The sequence below is a fragment of the Corynebacterium sp. HMSC074C05 genome (assembly GCF_001838325.1).
Lineage (GTDB): Bacteria > Actinomycetota > Actinomycetes > Mycobacteriales > Mycobacteriaceae > Corynebacterium > Corynebacterium amycolatum.
The window spans coordinates 64,670-84,504 of the sequence record NZ_KV836284.1 but is presented as its reverse complement, the minus strand read 5'-3'; the positions used below and the strand labels follow the sequence as shown (position 1 = coordinate 84,504).

Genomic DNA, 19,835 nt, shown 5'->3' with positions numbered 1-19,835 from the left:
TCCAGTATGGCTGAGACAGAGCAGAAAGCCAAGAGTTGACAGGAGCAGCGATGCCTACGAAGTACGATCTCGCCATCATCGGATCGGGAGGCGGCGCGTTCGCCGCTGCGATCCGCGCCAGCACGCTCGGGAAGTCGGTGGTGATGATCGAGCGCGGGACGCTCGGCGGCACCTGCGTGAACACGGGCTGCGTCCCGTCGAAGGCGCTCATTGCCGCGGCCGGCGCGCGGCACGTCGCGGTCGACGCCGCAACCCGGTTCCCCGGGATCGCTACGACGGCGGATCCCGTCGACATGCCCGCGCTGATCGCTGGGAAGCAAGCGTTGGTGGAGTCGCTGCGCGGCGAGAAGTACGCCGACGTCGCCGACTCCTACGGCTGGCAGGTCCTCCGCGGCGACGCCTCGTTCGTGGGCACCCCTGATGCGCCGGTTCTCGATGTTGCCGGATCCGACGGAAGCGTCGAGACCATCGAGGCCCACCACTACCTGGTCGCGACTGGTTCTCGCCCGTGGGCACCGCCGATCGACGGCCTGGAGGAGACCGGGTACCTGACCTCGACCACGGCGATGGAGCTGACGGAGGTCCCCGAGTCGCTGCTGGTGCTCGGCGGCGGCTACGTCGCCCTGGAGCAGACGCAGCTGTTCGTCCGCCTCGGCTCCCAGGTCACCGTGCTGGTGCGGTCCCGGCTCGCGTCGAAGGAGGAGCCGGAGGTGTCCCGGACACTGCAGGAGGTGTTCGCCGACGAGGGCATCCAGGTGGTCCGCCGCGCGGTGCCGACCCGGGTGTCCCGGGACGCGGCGACCGGGCAGGTCGTGGTTACCGCGGACGTGTCCGGCGGCTCGCAGGAGTTCCGCGCCGACCAGGTGCTCGTCGCCCTCGGACGCCGTCCCGTCACCGACGGCTTGAACCTCGATGCGGTCGGGGTGAAGACCGGGGACTCTGGCGAGGTGGTCGTCTCCGACCATCTGCAGTCGTCGAACCCGCGGATCTGGGCCGCGGGCGACGTGACCGGGCACCCGGAGTTCGTCTACGTCGCGGCCCACCACGGCACCCTCGTCGCCGAGAACGCGTTCGCCGACGCCGACCGGTCCGTCGACTACTCCCATCTGCCGCGGGTGACGTTCACCGGACCGGCGATCGGCGCGGTCGGGATGACCGAGAAGGAGGTCGTCGCCGCGGGGATCCGCTGCGACTGCCGCGTCCTGCCCCTGCACCACGTGCCCCGCGCCTTGGTGAACCGCGACACCCGCGGGTTCATCAAGATCGTCGTGAACGCCGAGACGAAAGAGATCCTCGGCCTGACCGCCGTCGCCAAGGACGCCGGGGAGCTCGCCGCCGCAGGCGTCCACGTGCTCGGCAGGACCGTCGCCGAGGTCGCCAACGCCTGGGCCCCCTACCTGACCATGGCCGAGGGCATCCGGATCGCCGCGAAGGCCTTCACCACCGACCCGTCGCTGCTGTCGTGCTGCGCATGAACGGCAACGCAGGCAATCGGGGAGATCTCATCCTGAAGCAGACGATGAGCGCCGATCAGGACCGCGACGAATGGCGCGCCGGTCCCGTCGTCGCTGCAGTGACCGGGCTGCTCTTGCTGGCATGCTGCGCGCTTCCGTCGCTGCTCTGCTGCGGCCTGCCGTTCATCGCGGCGGGCGGAGCACTCGCAGGCGTCGGTGGGCTCCTCGGTAATCCCTGGATCATCGGTGCCGGGACCGCCGTCGTGATGGCCGTCATGGCGGGGATGCTCGTCAGGCTACGGCGGCGGCACCGGCGCCGCAGGTCCGGCTGCTGCGAAAATCCTTCGACCACTGATCGGAACCGGTAGTTCGAGCGGATCCAGCGATCACTGCCACCTGCGGAGGCCGCTAAAATCGAAGCCCGACGGGAGAAGGAGGAGCAAAAAGCGTTCGAATCAACCGGTGACGAGGATAATACTGAGGCTGGATCCCGGCCGTCGCGACGCGGTCTCCGCTTCCGCCGAGACGAGAAAGGGTTGTGGGCACCTAGGCTGGGCGGCATGAACGACATGACCATAGCGCCCGGCCCGGGGATCCCCGACGGTGCGGTCATCGCCGCCGCCGATCTCGCGGAGCGTTTCGCGGAATCGTCGACTCCAGGCAGCCAGGGCGTCAACACGACGGACGGCAAAGCTCAGCTTTCCATCAATGTCGCCGAATGCGCATCGCTTACCGACGCCCAGCGTCACCGTGTCTCGCACAACCTCGAGCACCGCCTAGACGGCTCCGTCTTTACCGTGACTGCGTCGACTCAGCGGTCTGTGTTTCGCTCCTGGTCCTCTCGCTTGCACCTGCTACACAGCCTCGTGCCCCCGGGCCGTAGCGTTCGGGGGAGCACAATAGCCCCAGTCCTCATCACGTCCCGGGATCAAAGAGTTCCTCGCAGAGGTTAAGCACTACACGTTGAACTTGAACTCGACCACGTTCCGTAGCCGAATAACCTCTTGACTGGCACTCCTCCAGCGGGAAGCATGAAGGCATGGATATCGAACGCATCGTCCCCAACCTCACGGTGGCAGACCTCCGCAGAAGCGTCGACGAACACGCTGCGGTCCTCGGTCTCGAGGTGGTCATGGATCACGGCTGGATCGTCACACTCGCCGATTCCAGAGGCTGTCAGCTGAATCTCCTCGCGAAAGATGCCACAGCCCGCGAGAATCCCGATGTCTCAGTCTTCGTCAGCGATGTCGAAGCCGCCTACGGTCGCGCTGTCGAGGCAGGTTGCGAGATCGTGCACCCTCTCACGACCGAAGAGTGGGGCGTAACGCGCTTCTTCTACCGCGACGGATCAGGCAACGTCATCAATGTCGGCATGCATTCTCACTGAGCATCGTCGTCGTACGAAGGCGACTAATCGTAGTCACGCGACGCGCAACGCAGTGATCGCGGCGACCTGCGGATGGACTTTAAATTAGCGCCCCAGATCCCCTGCCACACAGCGCTGATCACCAGCCTCGTCCGCACGCTCCTGCCCGGGGTGGCCACCGAGGTCGCCCTAATTCGGTGGCCACCGATGGCTTCACCACCGAGGCCGATGTCGAGGCCTTCGACTGCCTCGGCGCTACGGCCGTCTTTTGTGCTCCTCGAGGATCGCGAGACATGGGAGGGCAAGCATGCCCAGGACGACCGGAGTCTGACCACGCGCGGGAACGTGAGCGCCCCGGCTCAAGAACGTCCTCGGGCGGGCCGGTCTCAAGACCCCGTCCGAGCTGGGCCGTCGCCGACGACACGTACAGGATACGCAGAGGGAGGACAGGCTTCTTGGGAAGCGCTGGACGGCATCAAGTAGGCCGGCGAGCGCGTCTCCGCATGGAGCACGCCCAAGCTTGCCGTCATTGGCTTCCCCAAGGACCCTCCCGGAGGCAGGCTGTGCCCCGCGCGGGCTCCCGGGGGACATGACGATCTTCCTCGACGGCACGCCCGAGCCTCTCGCCGTCTTCCTCTACGCCGACACAGGCCGTGTTACGGCTTTACCGAGACAGCAGCACCGCGCCGCCGCGCAGCAGTGCTTGCCATCAGCAACGCTGAACCGAGCACAGGAGCGCTGAGCTTGGCCTGCTGACAACCCCGTGCATCATCGCCGCGACAAGCAGTCCAGATGCCGCCGCACCAGCATCCGTGCCCGCGCGAGCGGCATCCGCTGAGGTTCCGCGGCTCGCGCGACGGCGATGCCGTCGAGAACAGCGAGGAGATGAGACGCCTCGTCTACCGGATTGAGCGTGGGGTACAGCTCAGCGATGACATCCGCGAGATACTCCTCCGTTCGGGACCACGCCACGGCGAAGGCATCGGCCACGGGCCCGGGCCGCGTCGCCTTCGCCGCGTACCAGAGCCACACGGTGGACGCCGTCGTATCGTCCCCGGTCCCCTCCGGTGGCGGTGACGCGTTCGCCAAGAGCTCGCAGAAGGCGACGAATGCCGCGAACGTTCCGCCCTCGACGAGAGCTCGGTGGGTGAGGGCATCAGCGCGTGCCGTGAACTGTTCCGTCACGCACTCAGACGCCGCGACGAGCAGTGCATTCTTCGTCGCGTAATGATGCTGAACCGCGCCGATGGAGAGCCCGGCCTCCGACGCCACCTTGCGCACCGACAACCCATCCAAGCCATCCCGCACGAGGACGCGCACCGCCGCATCCACCACGAGCTGGGCGCCGACTGCCTGTGCACGTCGAACACGTCGACGATCGCTGCTAGCATCTACCATACGATCGTATTCTAGTGGAGGCTCGTATGAAGCGGTACCGCGTCGGCGCGATGGCCTGGGTGCTCAGCGCACTGGTGCTCCCGATTCAGTTGTTCGTGGCGCTGGGCTGGCCAAATCACTACTCGCTATCTCGCAACACCATCAGCGATCTCGGTGTGACCACCTGCGGGGAGTACTCCGAACTCGGTCAGCAGATACGTCAGGTGTGCTCGCCGGAACACGCGGTCTTCAACATCGGCATGGTCGCTTCCGGGGCTCTGGTCCTGCTCGGCGCGGTTGCCCTGCATGGATACTGGACTCGGCTCGCCGGCCAGGCCGGAACCACCCTGATGGCGATCGCCGGAGCCTCGGTCATCGGCGTTGGCCTTCTCCCCTGGGACGTGTCGCCCGCAGCCCACGACGGTTTCGCCCTGCTTCAAGCCGCCGCGCAGTGGATCGCCATGATGCTCATCGCCGTCGCCGCCGGGCCGGGCAGATTCCGGAAGGTCACGGCCGCGGTCGTGATCCTCTCCGTCGCAAGCTTTATCATGTTCGTCGCAGCACTGGGTGGGTACGAAATGCCTTGGATTGGGCTCGGCGGTGCCGAGCGGCTCTCCTTCGACTCGCTGGCGCTCTGGACCGCGCTGACCGGCGTTGCGCTCGTGAGGGCTCACAAGCTGTCCGCTCAGGTGCGGGAGCGGGCCTCTCTGCGACGGCCATGCGACAGCACTGCTGTCTCGATGTGTGGGCTCTCCGCTGAGAACCGGACATGAGCTTTCGGCTAAACGTTAAACTTAAACTCCACCACGTTCCGTAGCCGAATAACCTTTGGAGCCGCGCCGTCAGTCAGCAGAGATGTGGCACCGCAGCGCCTAGGCAAGAGGAGGCAGATGAGTATCGACGACATCGCGGACCACGTCGATGTCGACGCCGAAATACTGGTGCACCAGGATGTTGCGGAAATCCCGAATCTGAGGCCAGGCGATCTCAGGGTGCGCGCCGGTGATCTCATCGGGAAGATGGTTCACGGCTTCGCCGGACTGCGACTCACAGCGGCACCGCCTCGGCGAGCGTCGAAGCGGAGACCGGGTGCCTGAGCAACTGGGCAGGAAACACGTCGATGCCATCGCGCCCGAACAGAGCGCGACTCTCCTCGAGCAGACCAGACGCACGCATCAGGAGATTTCCCTCCGCAGGGTCCATCCCGACGAGGATGTCGATGTCCGATCCTGCAGACGCGGTGCCGCGCGCGACGGACCCGAACAACTTCGGGTTGGTCGCGCCGTACCGATCGAGGAGCACCTGGAACTTGTCAAGACGCGCAACGAGAATCTTGCGTAGGGCAAGCGTCTCGGGCGTCACGACGGTCTCAGACATGCTTCCGGGGGGTAACGGGCCCGGCAGCACGTCGACATGGAGCTTTGACATTGAAGCGGAACTCCACCGCGTTCTTAAGGGCCGACGACATTCTCCCGTCTCACCGCCGCACCAGGCGGCACTGACGCGCTGCCACCACTTACAGCCGGTCGTCTCGCCCGCCCGCCATGACGCACTCAACGAACGAGCGATAGAGCAGGCTTACACGCGTCTCGCACTAAACGACCGGGCAGCAGCGTCACGGAGGTTCCGAAGTAGCGGCTATCGCAGTGCACCTAAGGGTTTGGTGAGGGAACCAGCCATTCGGCAGCGGTACGGAACGTAGCCCTCAGTTGCGGGTGCTCCCGCACGATCTCTCGCTGCCGCTCCGCCGGCAACCCGAGCTCGTGCAAGAGGTTGAGGATTACGACCGCGGTCGTCACCTCGACGACGGCGATCAGCTCCTCGATGGAATGGTTGGGCGTTCTGCCCTCGTGCGCGAGGTCATTGCGGGCGCGCGTCGTCCTCTTCGCCCAATGGTCGACATCCGGTAAGAGCTGTGCGATCGCTTCCTGATCGGGTCGCGCGGCGAGGGCGTGGAGCCGATCACGGAGGGTCGGGTCGTTGCGGATCGCCCCCTTGAACCTGTTTCGGTGCTCATCGGGAACCTGCGTCAGCATCGCCTCTCGCATCGCCCTGAACTCCGCGTTGGGGAACGGTTTCTCGTCGATGCGGAGGTTGCGGTGCAACACCTCGGCAGCACCGACTGCCGTCAGAAGATTGTTCTCAACAAAACGGGCCGGTGCGTAGCGCAAGCCCAAGATCATGTTTGTCGCTGCCTCCAGGCGGCCATGGGCCTCGCACCATCGGGGCATGACCTCCTCAAATGGGATCGAGCCGCAGGTGAAGAACATTCGGTGGTGATCGACGGCTTTCGCGTCGTGTTTTCCAAGCGCGGCCGGTGAGTAGAGCACATCGGCACGTCGGCGCGGCAGCGGGCGGCCATCAGGGAAGTGCGACTCGGTTCCGGCAACTTCCAGTCGGAGCCAGATCACTCCGGCCGCGCGATGCGTCGCCAGGGAGATCAGGTCCTGCACCAGGCTCGCCTCCTGCAGAGCAACACTCAGAGAGAATGGTTCGGCTGGCACGACGCGGATGGACACCGTGTCCCGCATACGTCCGACGCTTCCTCCCTTGCGCTGGTCGAAGAATGGAAGCGTGTGCGTGTGCTGAAGGCGATACTCAGTGTCGTCGACCACGACCGATTGCGCCTCGACCGGCTTCACCGAGATACGCCCGGTCCCGTCGATCTTGCCGCCGGGAGCCCCGAGGGATCCTTCGAACACAGAAGACGCCGCCCAGAGACTCAAATCCTCGACTGAGACTTCTGCCCCAGCGAACGCCGGATCCGCGTCACCGCTGACATGCGCGCCGATGATGGCGACCGTCGCGGTCACGGTCTGCTTGTCAGGGCTCGCCACTCGCGCACCCATGGTCCTTCTGGTGCTCCTAGGAACACAGCCGAGCAGTGTGATCTCCCTGAGCTCGGCCACACCGTGCATGACTTCCCAGGTGCGGGTTCCTTCGTGAACAGCAGTCCATCCAGACGAGTCCGTCGTCAAGATCCGATCCTCGAAGGTGCCGATCAGCGACAGAGAGAGACCATCTTCCGGGTCGTACCGTAGGACACCCGGGACCTTCTCGCTAGGGGCTTCCGGCAGCCACCACACGCCAGCCCACTCGCCGGCCTTGTCGAGGTTGAGAGGATCATTAGGCATCGTGCTCCCGGTCCGGGCTCCTTCCTGTCTTGCGGCCAGATGTCAGGTCGAAAATCTTTACTCCACCATATGCCCCCACGTAGGACAATCTACAGCGAGATCATGGTCAACTGAGATCGGATGCGACGACTGGCACACAATCGCAGTTCGACGCGACGGCACAGCCCTCGCAACTGGCAACAATCAGCGAGGGCAGACCGACGTCGCCCGGTGGACACACGTGTCTGGGGTCTCTGCCGGCTACCCTGCACACCGTCGGCTTACACGAAGACGGCACCGTCGTCGCCGTCGGCGACGACAGCAGAGGCTAGTGCGAGGTGTCATCGTGGAGAAGCATCACCTCAGTGGCGGCCGGCTCCGTCCATACGCTCGCGCTGAGCCAGACCGGAAGGGTCTTCGGAACGGGCGACAACCAGTTCGGTCAGTGCGATGTCCAGTCATGGACCGGCATCACAGCCATCGCAGCCGGAGCGAGACACTCGCTCGGGCTGCGCGCCGACGGAACAGTCGTGGCTGCGGGCGACCACACCGAGCAGCAATGCAATGTCAACGCCTGGGCCACTCGACCACAGATGAACTGAAGTCCAGCGTGCCCGGTAATCGGCCGTCGATCACACGTTGAATCTAAACTCCACCACGTCACCGTCGTGCATGATGTAGTCCTTGCCCTCCTGGCGGACCTTGCCCTTGGCCTTCGCCTCGGCAATCGAACCGGCCTCGACCAAGTCGTTGAAGGACACAATTTCAGCCTTAATGAAACCGCGCTCAAAATCAGTGTGAATCACGCCGGCAGCCTGCGGAGCCGTAGCACCCTTCGGAATGGTCCAGGCGCGAGACTCCTTCGGGCCAGCGGTCAGGTAGGTCTGTAGCCCCAGGGTGCGGAAACCAGCGCGAGCAAGCGAATGCAGGCCCGGCTCAGTCTGACCAATTTCGGCCAGCAGCTCATTGCGGGATTCCTCATCCAGCTCCAGCAGGTCCGACTCGGCCTTCGCATCGAGGAATACACAGTCCGCCGGTTCCACAGCAGCGGCCAGATCCGCGCGGCGGTCCTCGTCGGCAAGCACTTCCTCGTCAGCATTGAAGACGTAGAGGAACGGCTTTGCGGTGAGCAAGTGCAGCTCGCGCAGAGCGGAGAGCTTCACATCATCAGAAGCAGCGAAGAGAGTGCGCCCCTCTTCCAGCACGGCAAGAGCCTGCTTGACGGCTTCAACCTCGCCGACCTTTTCCTTATCCTTCTTGGCTTCCTTCTCCAGACGCGGCAGCGCCTTCTCAATAGTCTGGATATCAGCCAGAATCAGCTCGGTTTCAATCACACCGATGTCAGAGGCCGGGTCGACCTTGCCGTCGACATGCACGACATCATCATCATTGAATACTCGGACGACCTGACAGATAGCGTCAGCCTCGCGGATGTTGGCGAGGAACTTGTTACCAAGACCTTCGCCCTCCGATGCACCCTTGACGATGCCGGCGATGTCCACAAACGACACCGTAGCCGGAAGAATACGCTCGGAGCCGTAAATTTCGGCGAGCTTATTCAAACGTGGATCGGGAAGCTCCACAACGCCGACGTTCGGCTCGATGGTGGCGAACGGATAATTCGCAGCCAGCACATCGTTGCGCGTCAAGGCGTTAAACAGGGTTGACTTTCCGACATTGGGCAGACCGACGATTCCAAGTGTAAGACTCACATTGCCCATCTTACGGGCTTGGGGAGACAGATTTGAACTCGCCCTAACTTCGTGAAGTTTCCCCCTATCCCCTGCGAACCCCCATAATGAATATGTGAGCAATAAACCCAATGAAGGCGAAGAGCGGACTGCGCAGTCCGAAAAAGACGCTATCGATCACGTAATGGGATCGGAGCCTCTGCGTATAGAACAGTCTCTGTCTATACCCTCCGACGCCCATAAGTCAGCGGCAACGCAACCGGATTTGCCGGAAGATGCTGAAAACCTCGATGAGCTTATGAGCGAAAATGACTCCGAGTCCATCGACCGCGCCGACGTCATTGGCGAGGGCGCCCGGTGGTTCGCAGGTTGGTGTCTGCGTTTCCTCATCACCGCAGCGGCGCTGTACGTCAGCGCTATGATTCTGGGAAAGATTTGGGCTGGCGTTCTGCCGATTCTGTTGGCCCTGATTGTCTCCACGGTGCTGGCCCCGCCCGCAGTGTTCCTGATGAAACACCGCTGGCCCCGCGCGCTCTCCGCACTGACGGTCATCCTAGGCGCGCTGGCGGTGCTTGGCGGCGTTGTCGCGGTCCTCGCACCGACTGTGCAGTCGCAGTTCCCAGAATTGCGTCGCCAGTTCACCGACGGCATCCAAGAAGTCCAGAACATCATTCAGGCCCCACCATTTAACGTCAAGGATGAGCAGATTCTCGATGCTCTGGACCAGGGGTCCACATGGCTTCAGGAGCGCTCCGGCGATATCGCCAACACAGTCTTCCAAGGCATATCGGTGGTCTCCTCGGCCGCCGTAACCTTGATGGCAATGCTGGTTCTGACGTTCTTCTTCATCAAGGACGGCCAGGACTTCCTGCCATGGCTCCGCCGCCTGACCGGACGTCGCCTCGGCTGGCACCTCACCGAGGTACTCACCCGCTCCTGGAACACGCTGTCGGGCTACATCCGCACGCAGGCTATCGTTTCGCTTATCGACGCGGTCTTCATCGGTGCTGGTCTTGCGATTTTGAATGTGCCGCTGGCAATGGTTCTGGCCGTGGTGACTTTCTTCGCTGGCTTCATTCCTATTGTCGGTGCTTTCACCGCCGGCTTCATTGCAGTGGTAGTCGCACTCGTCGCCAACGGCCTGACTACAGCAATCCTCGTATTGCTCATCATCATTGCTGTCCAGCAAATCGAGGGCAACATCCTCTCCCCGATTCTGCAGTCCAAGGCTATGGACCTGCACGCCGCAATCGTCCTGCTGGTGGTTCTGCTCGGTGGCGGTATCTTCGGCATCATCGGCGCCTTCCTGGCGGTGCCAGTCACTGCAGTCGTCGCGGTCTGGTTCCGCTACCTCGGCGACCTCACAGATTTGCGTACGGGTGACAAGACCGCAAAGGATATCGAGTTCGCCACGGATGCCGGATCGATCTCCGGCATTCAGATTGAAGCTGCCGGCCGTGCGATGCGCGACCGACTGGCTTCGTTCCGCCTGGGCAGTGACGACTCCGACAGCTCTGCAGAGAGCGCCGTGAAGGCAGATGCTCGCACCGCCGGTAAGGTTTCCCCCGATGCTGGTCCGACCAAGCAGGAAGAGGGAACGATGACCAAGGCCTTCCATAAAGTCTCTGAAGTGGTCTCCGGGTCTTTCTCTAAGAAAAAGAAGTAAGGCGAAATTTTAAGACACGGGCGAGCCCACATACCGGGCTTGCCCGTATTATCACTAATAACCGGTAGGATACGCATTCGTGTCGAACAGATCAGCAATAACCCGTAAAGGCAGTGGAAACAAACCCCTGCTTCCACGCGTGCCAATGTTTGTGCCGCCGTTGCTGATGCTTCTAGCTGGCGTTATTGGTTTGCTCTTTTCTGTTCCCAACGGTTCGATTGGCAAGCCCTACTTCATTGCTTTTGCCGTGGCTGCTGTGGCCGGAACACTGTTGGTGGTTCCTCGCGGTCTGGTAGTTACCGTCGCTCAAATCCCCATTTTGTTCGCGCTTGTCACCTTTTTCACAGCGTGGTTTACCGGTTCTCTCGCCGATCCTGAAAATGGTGGCGCGACCGCGACAACCTCTAAACGCGCTCGCCTGGTGACCTCGGCATATCCCATCATCCAGCAGTTCCCGTGGCTGCTGGTCTTGATGATTATCTGTGTCATCATCGCAGTGTGGCGTTACCTCGAAATCACCCGCACCCAGGAGAAATCCCTCAACACCCAGCGCAAGGTCGCTAAACAACGCCAGCACCGTGACGAAGCCGCTGTCGAATCCAGCTCTCAGGTTCGCCGTCGTCTCGCCGAATCTGATCGCCGGGTCGCCTCTCGCACCCAGGAACGTCCTGCTTCACGACGTCCCGCTGCGGACATTATCCGAGATGCCGAAGCTCGCCGCCAGGCGCGCCAGCAAGCTGCACGCTCTCGGCAGGAGACTTCTCGTTCTGGTGCCCGACCTGCAGCGAACGCCAACTCGGCATCGCGCAACGCCGAGCAACTGCGTAAGCGACCAGTTGACCGTTCTGGGGAGCGTGCCCAGCAGCGCGCGAATTTCGCACAGCGGGCTCAGCAGCCAACCTCCCGTTGGCAGTCTCGCTCGCATCCGGGGCAGGCGCAGTTCACTCAGGATTCCACTTCGCCGAACTCGACTAGACAGCAGCCTCGTCGTCCGATTGAAAGGCCAAACGCACCGCAGCGGCCAACGCCAGAGTTTCCCCGTCGTCAAACTGAAGGAACGGCACGGATGTGGGGAGAACAGTCCTCGCCGGAGTCTCCGTCCGAAAAGTCTCAACAGAGCCCCGCACGCCAAGTGGGCAACCACCGCCGCACCGAGGAGTGGCCACCGCGACAGCAGCGCCCTCGCCAGGAGCGGATAACCGGCCGCGATAGCAGGTCTCGTTACCGCAAGTAACTCGGGCTTGCACTTTTACCGTCACAGTTGCCCACAGGCAAATTTAGCCTGTGGGCAACCTGCGTTTATTAGCAGGGCGATCCGCCCCATCGTGTAAGTGTTGATGTATGTCGAAATTGGAAACGTCGGCCGAGAAACCGGTTCAGGTTCGGCGCCTGAACCAGTTAGTCAAGGACTATATTGAGCGCCTTGGACAGATTTGGGTCGAGGGGGAAATCGCCCAGGTCAACTCCAAGCCGAGTTGGAAGCTCTCCTACATCACTCTGCGTGACACCTCCGCGGAGTTTTCGGTGTCGGTGACTTGTTCTACTGCGGCACTGCGTAATAATCCGTTGCGCAACGGCGACCGCGTAGTGGTTTTGGGCAAGCCTGCGTTTTATGCCGGGCGGGGGCAGTTTTCCCTGTGGGCTACGGAGTGGAGGCCCGTAGGTTTGGGGCAACTATTGGCACGGCTGGAACAGCTGCGCCAAGCGCTAGCGGCGGAAGGCCTTTTTGATCCACGGCTGAAACGCCCTCTGCCCTACCTCCCCAACAAGATCGGGTTGATTACCGGTCGCGGTTCGGCAGCTGAACGCGATGTGCTTTCGGTCGCGGGTGCCCGCTGGCCTGAGGCGGATTTCCGGATAATCAACACAATTGTGCAGGGAGCCAAGGCTGTTCCGGAAATTATTGAGGCGCTGGCACAGCTCGACGCCGACCCGGAGGTCGATGTCATCATCGTCGCCCGTGGCGGTGGCAGCGTCGAAGATTTGCTGCCCTTTTCAGATGAGGCGCTGATTCGTGCGGTGAGTAAGGCGACAACACCGGTGGTTTCTGCGATTGGACACGAGCCGGATACTCCGCTGTTGGATTACGTCGCTGATTTACGTGCTGCCACACCTACGGATGCAGCGAAGAAAACAGTGCCCGATGCTGCTGAGGAACGCCGCCTAATTGCACAGCTGCGTGAGCGCTCCTCAGCATCTCTGCGGCGATGGGTTGACCGTGAAGTAGCGACCCTGCGGGATTTGACGTCGCGGCCGGTACTGCGCGATCCGCTCACTCCCATCCGCGTGCGTGAAGAGTTTGTCACGGCGCAGGTGGATCGGCTGCGTTTTCTCATTCACCGCAGTCTGGAACGCGAGGAAGCAGCGGTATCGGGATTGCGCGGCAAGGTCTCAGCACTTGGCCCCTCTGCCACACTCGCTCGCGGCTATGCCATCGTGCAGGCACAATCGGCTACTCAGCCAGAACCACAGATTGTGACTTCTATTACAGATGCTCCGATGGGTTCCCAACTGCGAATTCGCGTCAGTGACGGTTCCATCTCTGCAGCGACGCTAGCTACGAAGCCGGCGAATTAATAAGCAATGACTTTTCCAACCTTGAAGCTTTAATTACTAGATGTGAAGGACGTATTCGCTAATGAATGACAATGTTTTCGGCGCGGGTCAGGCTCCCTCTTCGGAAGAACAGGTACCGGTGGAGAACCTGAGCTACGAGCAAGCGCGAGATGCACTCGTCGAAACCGTCAAGCTCCTAGAACTCGGGCAGATGAGCCTGGATGAATCCCTGGCGCTGTGGGAGCGAGGCGAGGCGCTGGCCCGCCGCTGTGAGGAGCATTTGGCTGGCGCCCGGGCAAAGGTTGAAGCCGCCTTGGCCAGCAAGAATCAGGATGCCGCGGCTTCGGCCGAGAATGGGAGCGGTGAGGAATAAAAAGAGACGAGAAACGACCGTCAGTGCATATCGATTCTCGTCTCGTCGCCGATAGCTGAGTTCAGCTATTTTATGGCCCTAGTTGGGATTACCAATCCAGGTGAGTGCTCGACTCGGCCTACTTTGCTGGTGCCGACGGCGTCTCGGACGCAGTCTGCTGCGGCTGTGACGGATCCGGCATTGTCGCGTCCGGATCGATTGGCTCGGCCTTCTGCAAAGCCGCCGCCAACTGTGTGAACTCCTCGTCGTTGGCAGTGCCCTCGATAATTGCGCGGGAGTCACCGAGGTCCCCAACCCATACGCGACGCACGTTGTCCTCAGCCGGCACATACTTAGTCCAGGTTGTACCTTCCACGTCAGTGGTACCGTCGCGGAGACGATTCTTACCGTCATCCGGCAGCTGACCTGCTTCCGCATCTGTCTGCGTGACCTGGACGAATGCTCCGCTAGCGGTGACATAGCCAATAATGGTCGTCTGCTTCCCCGCCGCCATACCCGCGCGGGTCGAGTTTGAAGTCCAGCCCTCAGGCACCTTCGGCAGGCGAACTGGATAGTCCACGCGCCGAGCCTCCATGTTCACGAATGGGGCGGCATCGACCTCGCGCACCGGACCGTTTTCCGGCTTCCCGGGGTTAAAACTGCACAGGCCGGTAAAGCCGATGGTGACAGCCACCGCAAGAAACATCACCACGAGGGTGAGAATCATGTCTCGACTGTCCTGCAAAATCCTAGGTTTCTCATTCGCCACGCGCTCAAGTATGCCAAAGGCCCCGCAACGAACCTAGTCATCAATCGCATCCGCACAGCTGCGGCTAGCAATACTTGATGACGGACGCTGTCGACGTCGTCAAGCGAACTGACGCCGGAACAAACTCTTGATACCCGCGTGATGTGGGGGTTTAGCCCTGAAGCTCCCCCCACTTTGGCGCTGCGTCCACCCCCGAACACCAAAAAGGTGGAACACTAGTAACAGATGCAATGGCGCTCAAAAGGTCGCGCCAAACATCGATTAATAGGAATTGTTGCAGCGCTAAACCCCAGTTTCCTGGCGTGGCGTCTCCCAGCACATTCTCAAACCTCAAAAGAGTTCCTAGAAAACGACGGAAGGGCCAGAATTCAATGAACGCCTCGAATCCTGAAGCACCAGATCGCAACCTTGCGATGGAGCTCGTCCGAGTTACTGAGTCCGCTGCACTGGCAGCTGGTCAGTGGGTCGGTCGTGGTCAGAAGGAAAAGGGCGACGGCGCTGCCGTCGATGCCATGCGTCAGCTCATCAACACCGTGGCTATGAACGGTGTCGTTGTTATTGGCGAGGGCGAAAAGGACGAAGCTCCGATGCTGTTCAACGGCGAAAAGGTCGGCAACGGCCAAGGCCCGGCCGTTGACATCGCGGTTGACCCGATTGACGGCACGACTCTGATGGCTGAGGGCCGCCCGAACTCCATCGCTGTTCTTGCCGCTGCAGACCGCGGTTCCATGTACGACCCATCGGCTGTGTTCTACATGGACAAGATTGCTGTTGGCCCGGAGGCTGCCGGCAAGATTGACATCGAGGCTCCGGTTGAGCACAACATTAAGGCCGTCGCTAAGGCCAAGGGTCTGCGTCCGGAAGATGTCACCGTTGTCGTGCTGGATCGCCCGCGCCACGCTGACATGATTCGTGACATCCGCGAGGCTGGCGCCAAGGTTCGCCTCATCGGCGACGGTGACGTTGCCGGCGCTGTTGCCGCAGCGCAGGACACGAACTCCGTCGATATCATGATGGGCGTCGGCGGCACCCCAGAAGGTGTCATCACCGCATGCGCCATGAAGTGTATGGGCGGCGAGATCCAGGGCAAACTGCACCCGCGCGATGAGGCTGAAATTAAGAAGGCTCTCGACGCTGGACACGATCTTTCTCGTGTTCTGACCACCGATGACCTGGTTGCATCCGACAACTGCTACTTCGTTGCCACCGGTGTCACCAACGGCGACATGCTGCGCGGCGTCGCTTACCGCGGTAACGGTGCATGGACCCGCTCGCTGGTTATGCGCTCCAAGTCCGGCACCATTCGCCGCATCGAGGCTTTCCACTCTCTGGAGAAGCTGCGTAAGTACGCCACCATCGACTACGGCTCCGGTGAGATGCCGAACATCGATCTGTAAGTAACTACCCCTTTAGTGGTGCCCTCAGGGCACCACTTTTTTATCAATCTGATTCATACTTGAAGGCGAATGCGCTAACGGTTCTGCGTCGCATGAAAATGACATGCATAATTGGCCGTTTTGCGCGCACTCAAGTTTCCCTAGCTGAAAGAGGCAACGAATGACAGAGCAGCAGTTCCGCATCGAGCACGACACTATGGGCGAGGTTAAGGTTCCGGTTAACGCCCTGTGGCGCGCACAGACTCAGCGTGCAGTTGAGAACTTCCCGATTTCCGGCCGTCCGCTGGAGTCTGCACAGATTCGCGCTATGGGTCTGCTGAAGGCAGCTTGCGCCATCGTCAACAAGGACCGCGGCCTGCTGTCTGCTGAGCAGGCAGATGCCATCGTCGCCGCTGCCAAGGAAATTGCTGAAGGCAAGCACGATGCTGAGTTCCCGATTGACGTCTTCCAGACCGGTTCGGGCACTTCCTCCAACATGAACACCAACGAAGTCATTGCATCCATCGCAAAGGCCAACGGCGTTGAGGTTCACCCGAATGACCACGTCAACATGGGCCAGTCTTCCAACGACACCTTCCCGACTGCTACTCACGTCGCAGCAACCGAGGCAGCTGTCAAGGACCTCATCCCGGGACTGAAGGTTCTGCAGGAGTCCCTGGCTAAGAAGGCCAAGGAATGGGAGACCGTTGTTAAGTCCGGCCGTACCCACCTGATGGATGCCGTCCCGGTGACCCTGGGTCAAGAGTTCTCCGGTTACGCTCGCCAGATTGAGGCTGGCATTGAGCGCATCGAGGCGACCCTGCCGCGTCTGGGCGAGCTGCCAATTGGTGGTACAGCTGTTGGCACTGGCCTGAACACCCCAGCGGACTTCGGTGCCAAGGTCACCGCTGAGCTCGTCGAGCTGACCGGCATCAAGGAGCTGCGCGAGGCTCAGAACCACTTCGAGGCTCAGGCTAACCGCGACGGCCTGGTTGAGTTCTCCGGCGCTATGCGCACCGTTGCAGTCTCCCTGAACAAGATCGCAAACGACATCCGCTGGATGGGCTCCGGCCCGCTGACCGGTCTTGCTGAGATTCACCTGCCGGACCTGCAGCCGGGTTCCTCCATCATGCCGGGCAAGGTCAACCCGGTTCTGTGTGAGACCGCTACCCAGGTCGCAGCGCAGGTTCTGGGCAACGACACCGCTGTTGAGTTCGCGGGCGCTAACGGCGCATTCGAGCTGAACGTCTTCATCCCGGTCATGGCACGTAACGTGCTGGAGTCCGCTAAGCTGCTGGCGAACACCGCACGCGTCTTCGCCGAGAAGCTGGTTGACGGCATCGAGCCGAACGTTGAGCGCATGAAGACTCTGGCTGAGTCTTCCCCGTCGATTGTGACCCCGCTGAACTCCGCCATCGGCTACGAGAACGCAGCTAAGGTCGCTAAGACCGCTCTGAAGGAAGGTAAGACCATCCGTCAGACTGTTATCGACATGGGCTTCGTCGACGGCGAGAAGCTGACCGAGGAAGAGCTGGACAAGCGCCTCGACGTGCTGGCAATGGCCAACACTGATCGTGACTAGTTCTTTTCTGAGCTCAAAGGTGTGAATGCACCTTCCGTATAAGACCCCGGAGTCTCACTTCGTTGAGAGACTCCGGGGTCCTTTGTTTTGGTACTCTCCATTCGCAATGATCGGAGAGTGACTTCGTGTCCCCCATTCGCCCCCTGCCATACTGCCGGGGATGCGCCCTGCGGCAAGCTTTATGTTGATTAGTCAACTTGCCACCACATTGCACTCGGTGTAACTTTGCACCTTGTGCAAATTGATGAAAAAGCTTCTCCCAGATTGGACCCGGGCGAACATCCCGAATGCAGTCTCCGAGAGCTCAAAAGGTTTCAAACACACTGCGCTTTGGCCGATGCCGCAACCACTCTTGTGTTGGATCGCGGATACGACCACGTCAACATCGAAGACATCTGCCAGCGGGTCAATATCAGTCGACGCACATTCTTCAATTACTTCGACTCCAAGGATCAATCCATCTTCGGCAACGGCATCATGTCATTCGATGCTGACGATGAAGAGACATTCCTCGCCCAAACCCACCAAGACCCCATCGCGGACATGCTCAATTTCATCGAGAAAAAGCAGCGGGCCCAGCTACTCCGATATAAAGAGCTGGGGGCAACCGAGGAATTTCACTGCATGCTCAAGGAGCGTATCCGCGAGATTTTGCGCAATGAGCCAAAGCTCTCGACGGTTGTCATTTCCAATTTTGGCAGCTCAATGCGCCGCGTCCGGTCCGCATTTGAGCGCTATTTCGAGATGAATCCACAGTCGCGCACGCACCCCGAGCTGCCCGTCGAGCACGAGGTAGCCCTGTCAGTCGGTTTCGTCCGCGAATGCGTGCTCTACTCATCGGCTCATCGGGACGAATTCACAACAGACACACCGCTTCACGACGCCGCCGACGTCGTTAAAAATTTTTGGAGGAGGAATAGTGACAGCTAGCAACACCACTGCTCAAGGCCAAACCGACACCACGGTTTCTGGCAACAAGTCCCACTTGGGAATCATCTTCTTCGCGCTCATTCTCACTATGCTGATGAGCTCGCTGGGGCAGATGATTTTCGCCACCGCCCTGCCGACCATCGTCGGCGAGCTCGGCGGAGTTGACCACATGTCGTGGGTTATTTCTGCATTCCTGTTGGCACAGACTGTGGCAATGCCGATTGTCGGCAAGCTCGGTGACATGATTGGGCGCAAGGGCCTGTTCATGATGGGCATCGCTCTGTTCATAATCGGTTCCGTCATGGGTGCAGTCACCAGCTCCATGAGCCTGCTCATCGCCGCCCGCGCTTTTCAGGGATTCGCTGGCGGTACATTGATGGTTTCCTCACAGGCCATCCTGGCCGAGGTTATTCCCGCACGCCAGCGCGGTAAGTACATGGGCATCATGGGTGCTGTGTTCGGCCTGAGCTCCGTGCTGGGACCAGTACTGGGAGGCTGGTTCACCGACGGCCCAGGCTGGCGCTGGGGTCTGTGGATCAACGTCCCGATGGGCGTGGTTGCACTATCGGCAGCTGCGGCCTTCCTGAAGCTGCCCCGACGCCAGCGCGAAGGAAACTTCGACTACATCGGTACGACGTTCTTGACCGCTGCTGCCTCGACGCTAATTCTTACCACCACGTGGGGCGGTACACAGTACGACTGGAACTCTGGGGTCATCATCTCGCTTATCGTTGCCTCTGTCGTTTCCTGGGTGCTGTTCTTCCTCACTGAGACTCGCGTTTCCAACCCACTGATTCCGACGCACTTGTTTAATAACCGAAACTTCGTGCTCACGACTGTGTCGGGCCTCATTCTGGGTATCGCGATGTTCGGCACTATGGCTTATATTCCGACCTACCTGCAGATGGTGCACTCAATGTCACCGACCGCTGCAGGTTTGATGATGACGCCGATGATGGTCGGCATGCTTCTGACCTCGATTGGCGTTGGCCAGATTATTTCGCGGACTGGTAAGTATCGCTTCTACCCCTTCGTCGGCCTGATGATTATGGCTGTCTCCCTCTACTTGCTGTCCACGCTGGAGACCACCACCCCACTGTGGCAGGTTGGTGTTTACCTGTTCATCATGGGCTTCGGCCTGGGAACCGGCATGCAGGTTCTGGTTCTCATCGTGCAGAACTCCTTCCCGGTCGCCATGGTCGGTACCGCTACCGCTGCGAATAACTTCTTCCGCCAGATTGGCGGTGCGGTCGGTTCCTCCATTGTGGGTTCGATTTTCATCCACCGGATGAAGGACCTGGCAGGCGAACGCGTTCCGGCGGCTGTCGAACAAATCAAGGCCGCATCACCGGAAGCTGCAGCGGAGTTCGCAAAGCAGATGGGCCCGGAGGGCTTTTCCTCTAAGTCGATTGGTTCACTGACGCCGCATGTACTGGATAGCATGCCGGCGCCAATCCATGAAGCGCTGATCTCCAGCTACAACGATGGTTTGACGCCGATTTTCTTGGTACTAACGCCAGTGATTATTCTGGCGGCAATCATTGTGTTCTTCGTTCGCGAGGATCCTTTGAAGGAAACCGTCGAGTAATTAATTCGCGGGAGC

General features: G+C 60.8%; 21 protein-coding genes and 1 pseudogene. 16 read left to right on the top strand and 6 right to left on the bottom strand.

Annotation, left to right across the window (positions count from 1 at the left end; translation table 11 throughout):
- Positions 1–50: 50 nt before the first annotated feature.
- The 5 genes from merA (at position 51) to HMPREF3042_RS10755 (ending at position 3,562) form a co-directional block, all read left to right on the top strand.
- The gene (gene merA / locus HMPREF3042_RS02995) at positions 51–1,475 is read left to right on the top strand and encodes a mercury(II) reductase (RefSeq protein WP_070856026.1); all 1,425 of its coding nucleotides are present in this window, start codon (positions 51–53) and stop codon (positions 1,473–1,475) included.
- The gene (locus HMPREF3042_RS02990) at positions 1,472–1,822 is read left to right on the top strand and encodes a hypothetical protein (RefSeq protein ID WP_005510697.1); all 351 of its coding nucleotides are present in this window, start codon (positions 1,472–1,474) and stop codon (positions 1,820–1,822) included. Before merA ends, HMPREF3042_RS02990 begins: the two co-directional genes overlap by 4 nt.
- 192 nt (positions 1,823–2,014) lie before the next feature.
- Positions 2,015–2,407 carry a peptide chain release factor I gene (locus tag HMPREF3042_RS02985; RefSeq protein WP_040361288.1) on the top strand — a complete coding sequence of 131 codons (393 nt, stop codon included), beginning with the start codon at positions 2,015–2,017 and terminating at the stop codon, positions 2,405–2,407.
- A gap of 86 nt (positions 2,408–2,493) precedes the next feature.
- A complete protein-coding gene (locus HMPREF3042_RS02980) occupies positions 2,494–2,841 on the top strand; it encodes a VOC family protein (RefSeq protein ID WP_070834064.1) in 348 nt (115 codons plus the stop codon).
- 508 nt (positions 2,842–3,349) lie between these two features.
- Positions 3,350–3,562, top strand: coding sequence for a hypothetical protein (locus tag HMPREF3042_RS10755; protein WP_141764776.1), 213 nt, complete (start codon positions 3,350–3,352; stop codon positions 3,560–3,562).
- Between the two features lie 26 nt (positions 3,563–3,588).
- On the opposite strand, the gene HMPREF3042_RS02975 is transcribed toward HMPREF3042_RS10755, so the two are convergent.
- The gene (locus tag HMPREF3042_RS02975; RefSeq protein WP_083327412.1) at positions 3,589–4,218 is read right to left on the bottom strand and encodes a TetR/AcrR family transcriptional regulator; all 630 of its coding nucleotides are present in this window, start codon (positions 4,216–4,218) and stop codon (positions 3,589–3,591) included.
- A gap of 26 nt (positions 4,219–4,244) precedes the next feature.
- Between HMPREF3042_RS02975 and HMPREF3042_RS02970 the strand changes: the two genes are divergently transcribed.
- Positions 4,245–4,970: a DUF998 domain-containing protein gene (locus HMPREF3042_RS02970; protein ID WP_070856024.1), complete on the top strand. Its 726-nt coding sequence runs from the start codon at positions 4,245–4,247 to the stop codon at positions 4,968–4,970.
- 99 nt (positions 4,971–5,069) lie between these two features.
- Here HMPREF3042_RS02970 and HMPREF3042_RS11055 read toward each other — a convergent pair whose 3' ends face one another.
- From HMPREF3042_RS11055 to HMPREF3042_RS02955, 3 genes are all read right to left on the bottom strand, one after another.
- Positions 5,070–5,324 carry a HepT-like ribonuclease domain-containing protein gene (locus tag HMPREF3042_RS11055; protein WP_083327411.1) on the bottom strand — a complete coding sequence of 85 codons (255 nt, stop codon included), beginning with the start codon at positions 5,322–5,324 and terminating at the stop codon, positions 5,070–5,072.
- A complete protein-coding gene (locus HMPREF3042_RS02960; protein ID WP_070856023.1) occupies positions 5,245–5,574 on the bottom strand; it encodes a nucleotidyltransferase family protein in 330 nt (109 codons plus the stop codon). Before HMPREF3042_RS02960 ends, HMPREF3042_RS11055 begins: the two co-directional genes overlap by 80 nt.
- 275 nt (positions 5,575–5,849) lie before the next feature.
- Positions 5,850–7,331, bottom strand: a complete 1,482-nt coding sequence (locus HMPREF3042_RS02955; RefSeq protein ID WP_070856022.1) for an ApeA N-terminal domain 1-containing protein — start codon at positions 7,329–7,331, stop codon at positions 5,850–5,852.
- 1 nt (position 7,332) lies between these two features.
- Here HMPREF3042_RS02955 and HMPREF3042_RS11115 point away from each other — a divergent pair.
- Positions 7,333–7,497 (top strand): annotated as a pseudogene (locus HMPREF3042_RS11115) (hypothetical protein); the annotation flags it as partial.
- Between the two features lie 151 nt (positions 7,498–7,648).
- The gene (locus tag HMPREF3042_RS11110) at positions 7,649–7,912 is read left to right on the top strand and encodes an RCC1 domain-containing protein (protein WP_353888595.1); all 264 of its coding nucleotides are present in this window, start codon (positions 7,649–7,651) and stop codon (positions 7,910–7,912) included.
- Between the two features lie 30 nt (positions 7,913–7,942).
- Here HMPREF3042_RS11110 and ychF read toward each other — a convergent pair whose 3' ends face one another.
- Positions 7,943–9,022 carry a redox-regulated ATPase YchF gene (gene ychF / locus HMPREF3042_RS02945; RefSeq protein ID WP_070856062.1) on the bottom strand — a complete coding sequence of 360 codons (1,080 nt, stop codon included), beginning with the start codon at positions 9,020–9,022 and terminating at the stop codon, positions 7,943–7,945.
- A 94-nt stretch (positions 9,023–9,116) separates the two neighbouring features.
- Between ychF and HMPREF3042_RS02940 the strand changes: the two genes are divergently transcribed.
- The 4 genes from HMPREF3042_RS02940 to HMPREF3042_RS02925 all read left to right on the top strand — a co-directional run bounded on the left by HMPREF3042_RS02940 (position 9,117) and on the right by HMPREF3042_RS02925 (position 13,596).
- Positions 9,117–10,667 (top strand): AI-2E family transporter, encoded by a 1,551-nt coding sequence (locus HMPREF3042_RS02940; RefSeq protein WP_070856021.1) that lies wholly within the window; start codon positions 9,117–9,119, stop codon positions 10,665–10,667.
- 145 nt (positions 10,668–10,812) lie between these two features.
- A complete protein-coding gene (locus HMPREF3042_RS02935; RefSeq protein WP_246822299.1) occupies positions 10,813–11,901 on the top strand; it encodes a DUF6542 domain-containing protein in 1,089 nt (362 codons plus the stop codon).
- Between the two features lie 107 nt (positions 11,902–12,008).
- Positions 12,009–13,244 (top strand): exodeoxyribonuclease VII large subunit, encoded by a 1,236-nt coding sequence (gene xseA, locus HMPREF3042_RS02930; RefSeq protein WP_070856019.1) that lies wholly within the window; start codon positions 12,009–12,011, stop codon positions 13,242–13,244.
- 61 nt (positions 13,245–13,305) lie between these two features.
- Positions 13,306–13,596, top strand: coding sequence for an exodeoxyribonuclease VII small subunit (locus HMPREF3042_RS02925; protein WP_048733840.1), 291 nt, complete (start codon positions 13,306–13,308; stop codon positions 13,594–13,596).
- 118 nt (positions 13,597–13,714) lie between these two features.
- On the opposite strand, the gene HMPREF3042_RS02920 is transcribed toward HMPREF3042_RS02925, so the two are convergent.
- The gene (locus HMPREF3042_RS02920; protein WP_083327410.1) at positions 13,715–14,344 is read right to left on the bottom strand and encodes a DUF4245 domain-containing protein; all 630 of its coding nucleotides are present in this window, start codon (positions 14,342–14,344) and stop codon (positions 13,715–13,717) included.
- A 371-nt stretch (positions 14,345–14,715) separates the two neighbouring features.
- Between HMPREF3042_RS02920 and glpX the strand changes: the two genes are divergently transcribed.
- From glpX to HMPREF3042_RS02900, 4 genes are all read left to right on the top strand, one after another.
- The gene (gene glpX, locus HMPREF3042_RS02915) at positions 14,716–15,741 is read left to right on the top strand and encodes a class II fructose-bisphosphatase (RefSeq protein ID WP_048733837.1); all 1,026 of its coding nucleotides are present in this window, start codon (positions 14,716–14,718) and stop codon (positions 15,739–15,741) included.
- A gap of 160 nt (positions 15,742–15,901) precedes the next feature.
- Positions 15,902–17,302 carry a class II fumarate hydratase gene (locus tag HMPREF3042_RS02910; protein WP_048733835.1) on the top strand — a complete coding sequence of 467 codons (1,401 nt, stop codon included), beginning with the start codon at positions 15,902–15,904 and terminating at the stop codon, positions 17,300–17,302.
- A gap of 330 nt (positions 17,303–17,632) precedes the next feature.
- Positions 17,633–18,232, top strand: a complete 600-nt coding sequence (locus HMPREF3042_RS02905; RefSeq protein WP_246822295.1) for a TetR/AcrR family transcriptional regulator — start codon at positions 17,633–17,635, stop codon at positions 18,230–18,232.
- Positions 18,222–19,820 carry an MDR family MFS transporter gene (locus tag HMPREF3042_RS02900; RefSeq protein ID WP_048733831.1) on the top strand — a complete coding sequence of 533 codons (1,599 nt, stop codon included), beginning with the start codon at positions 18,222–18,224 and terminating at the stop codon, positions 19,818–19,820. Before HMPREF3042_RS02905 ends, HMPREF3042_RS02900 begins: the two co-directional genes overlap by 11 nt.
- Positions 19,821–19,835: the final 15 nt, after the last annotated feature.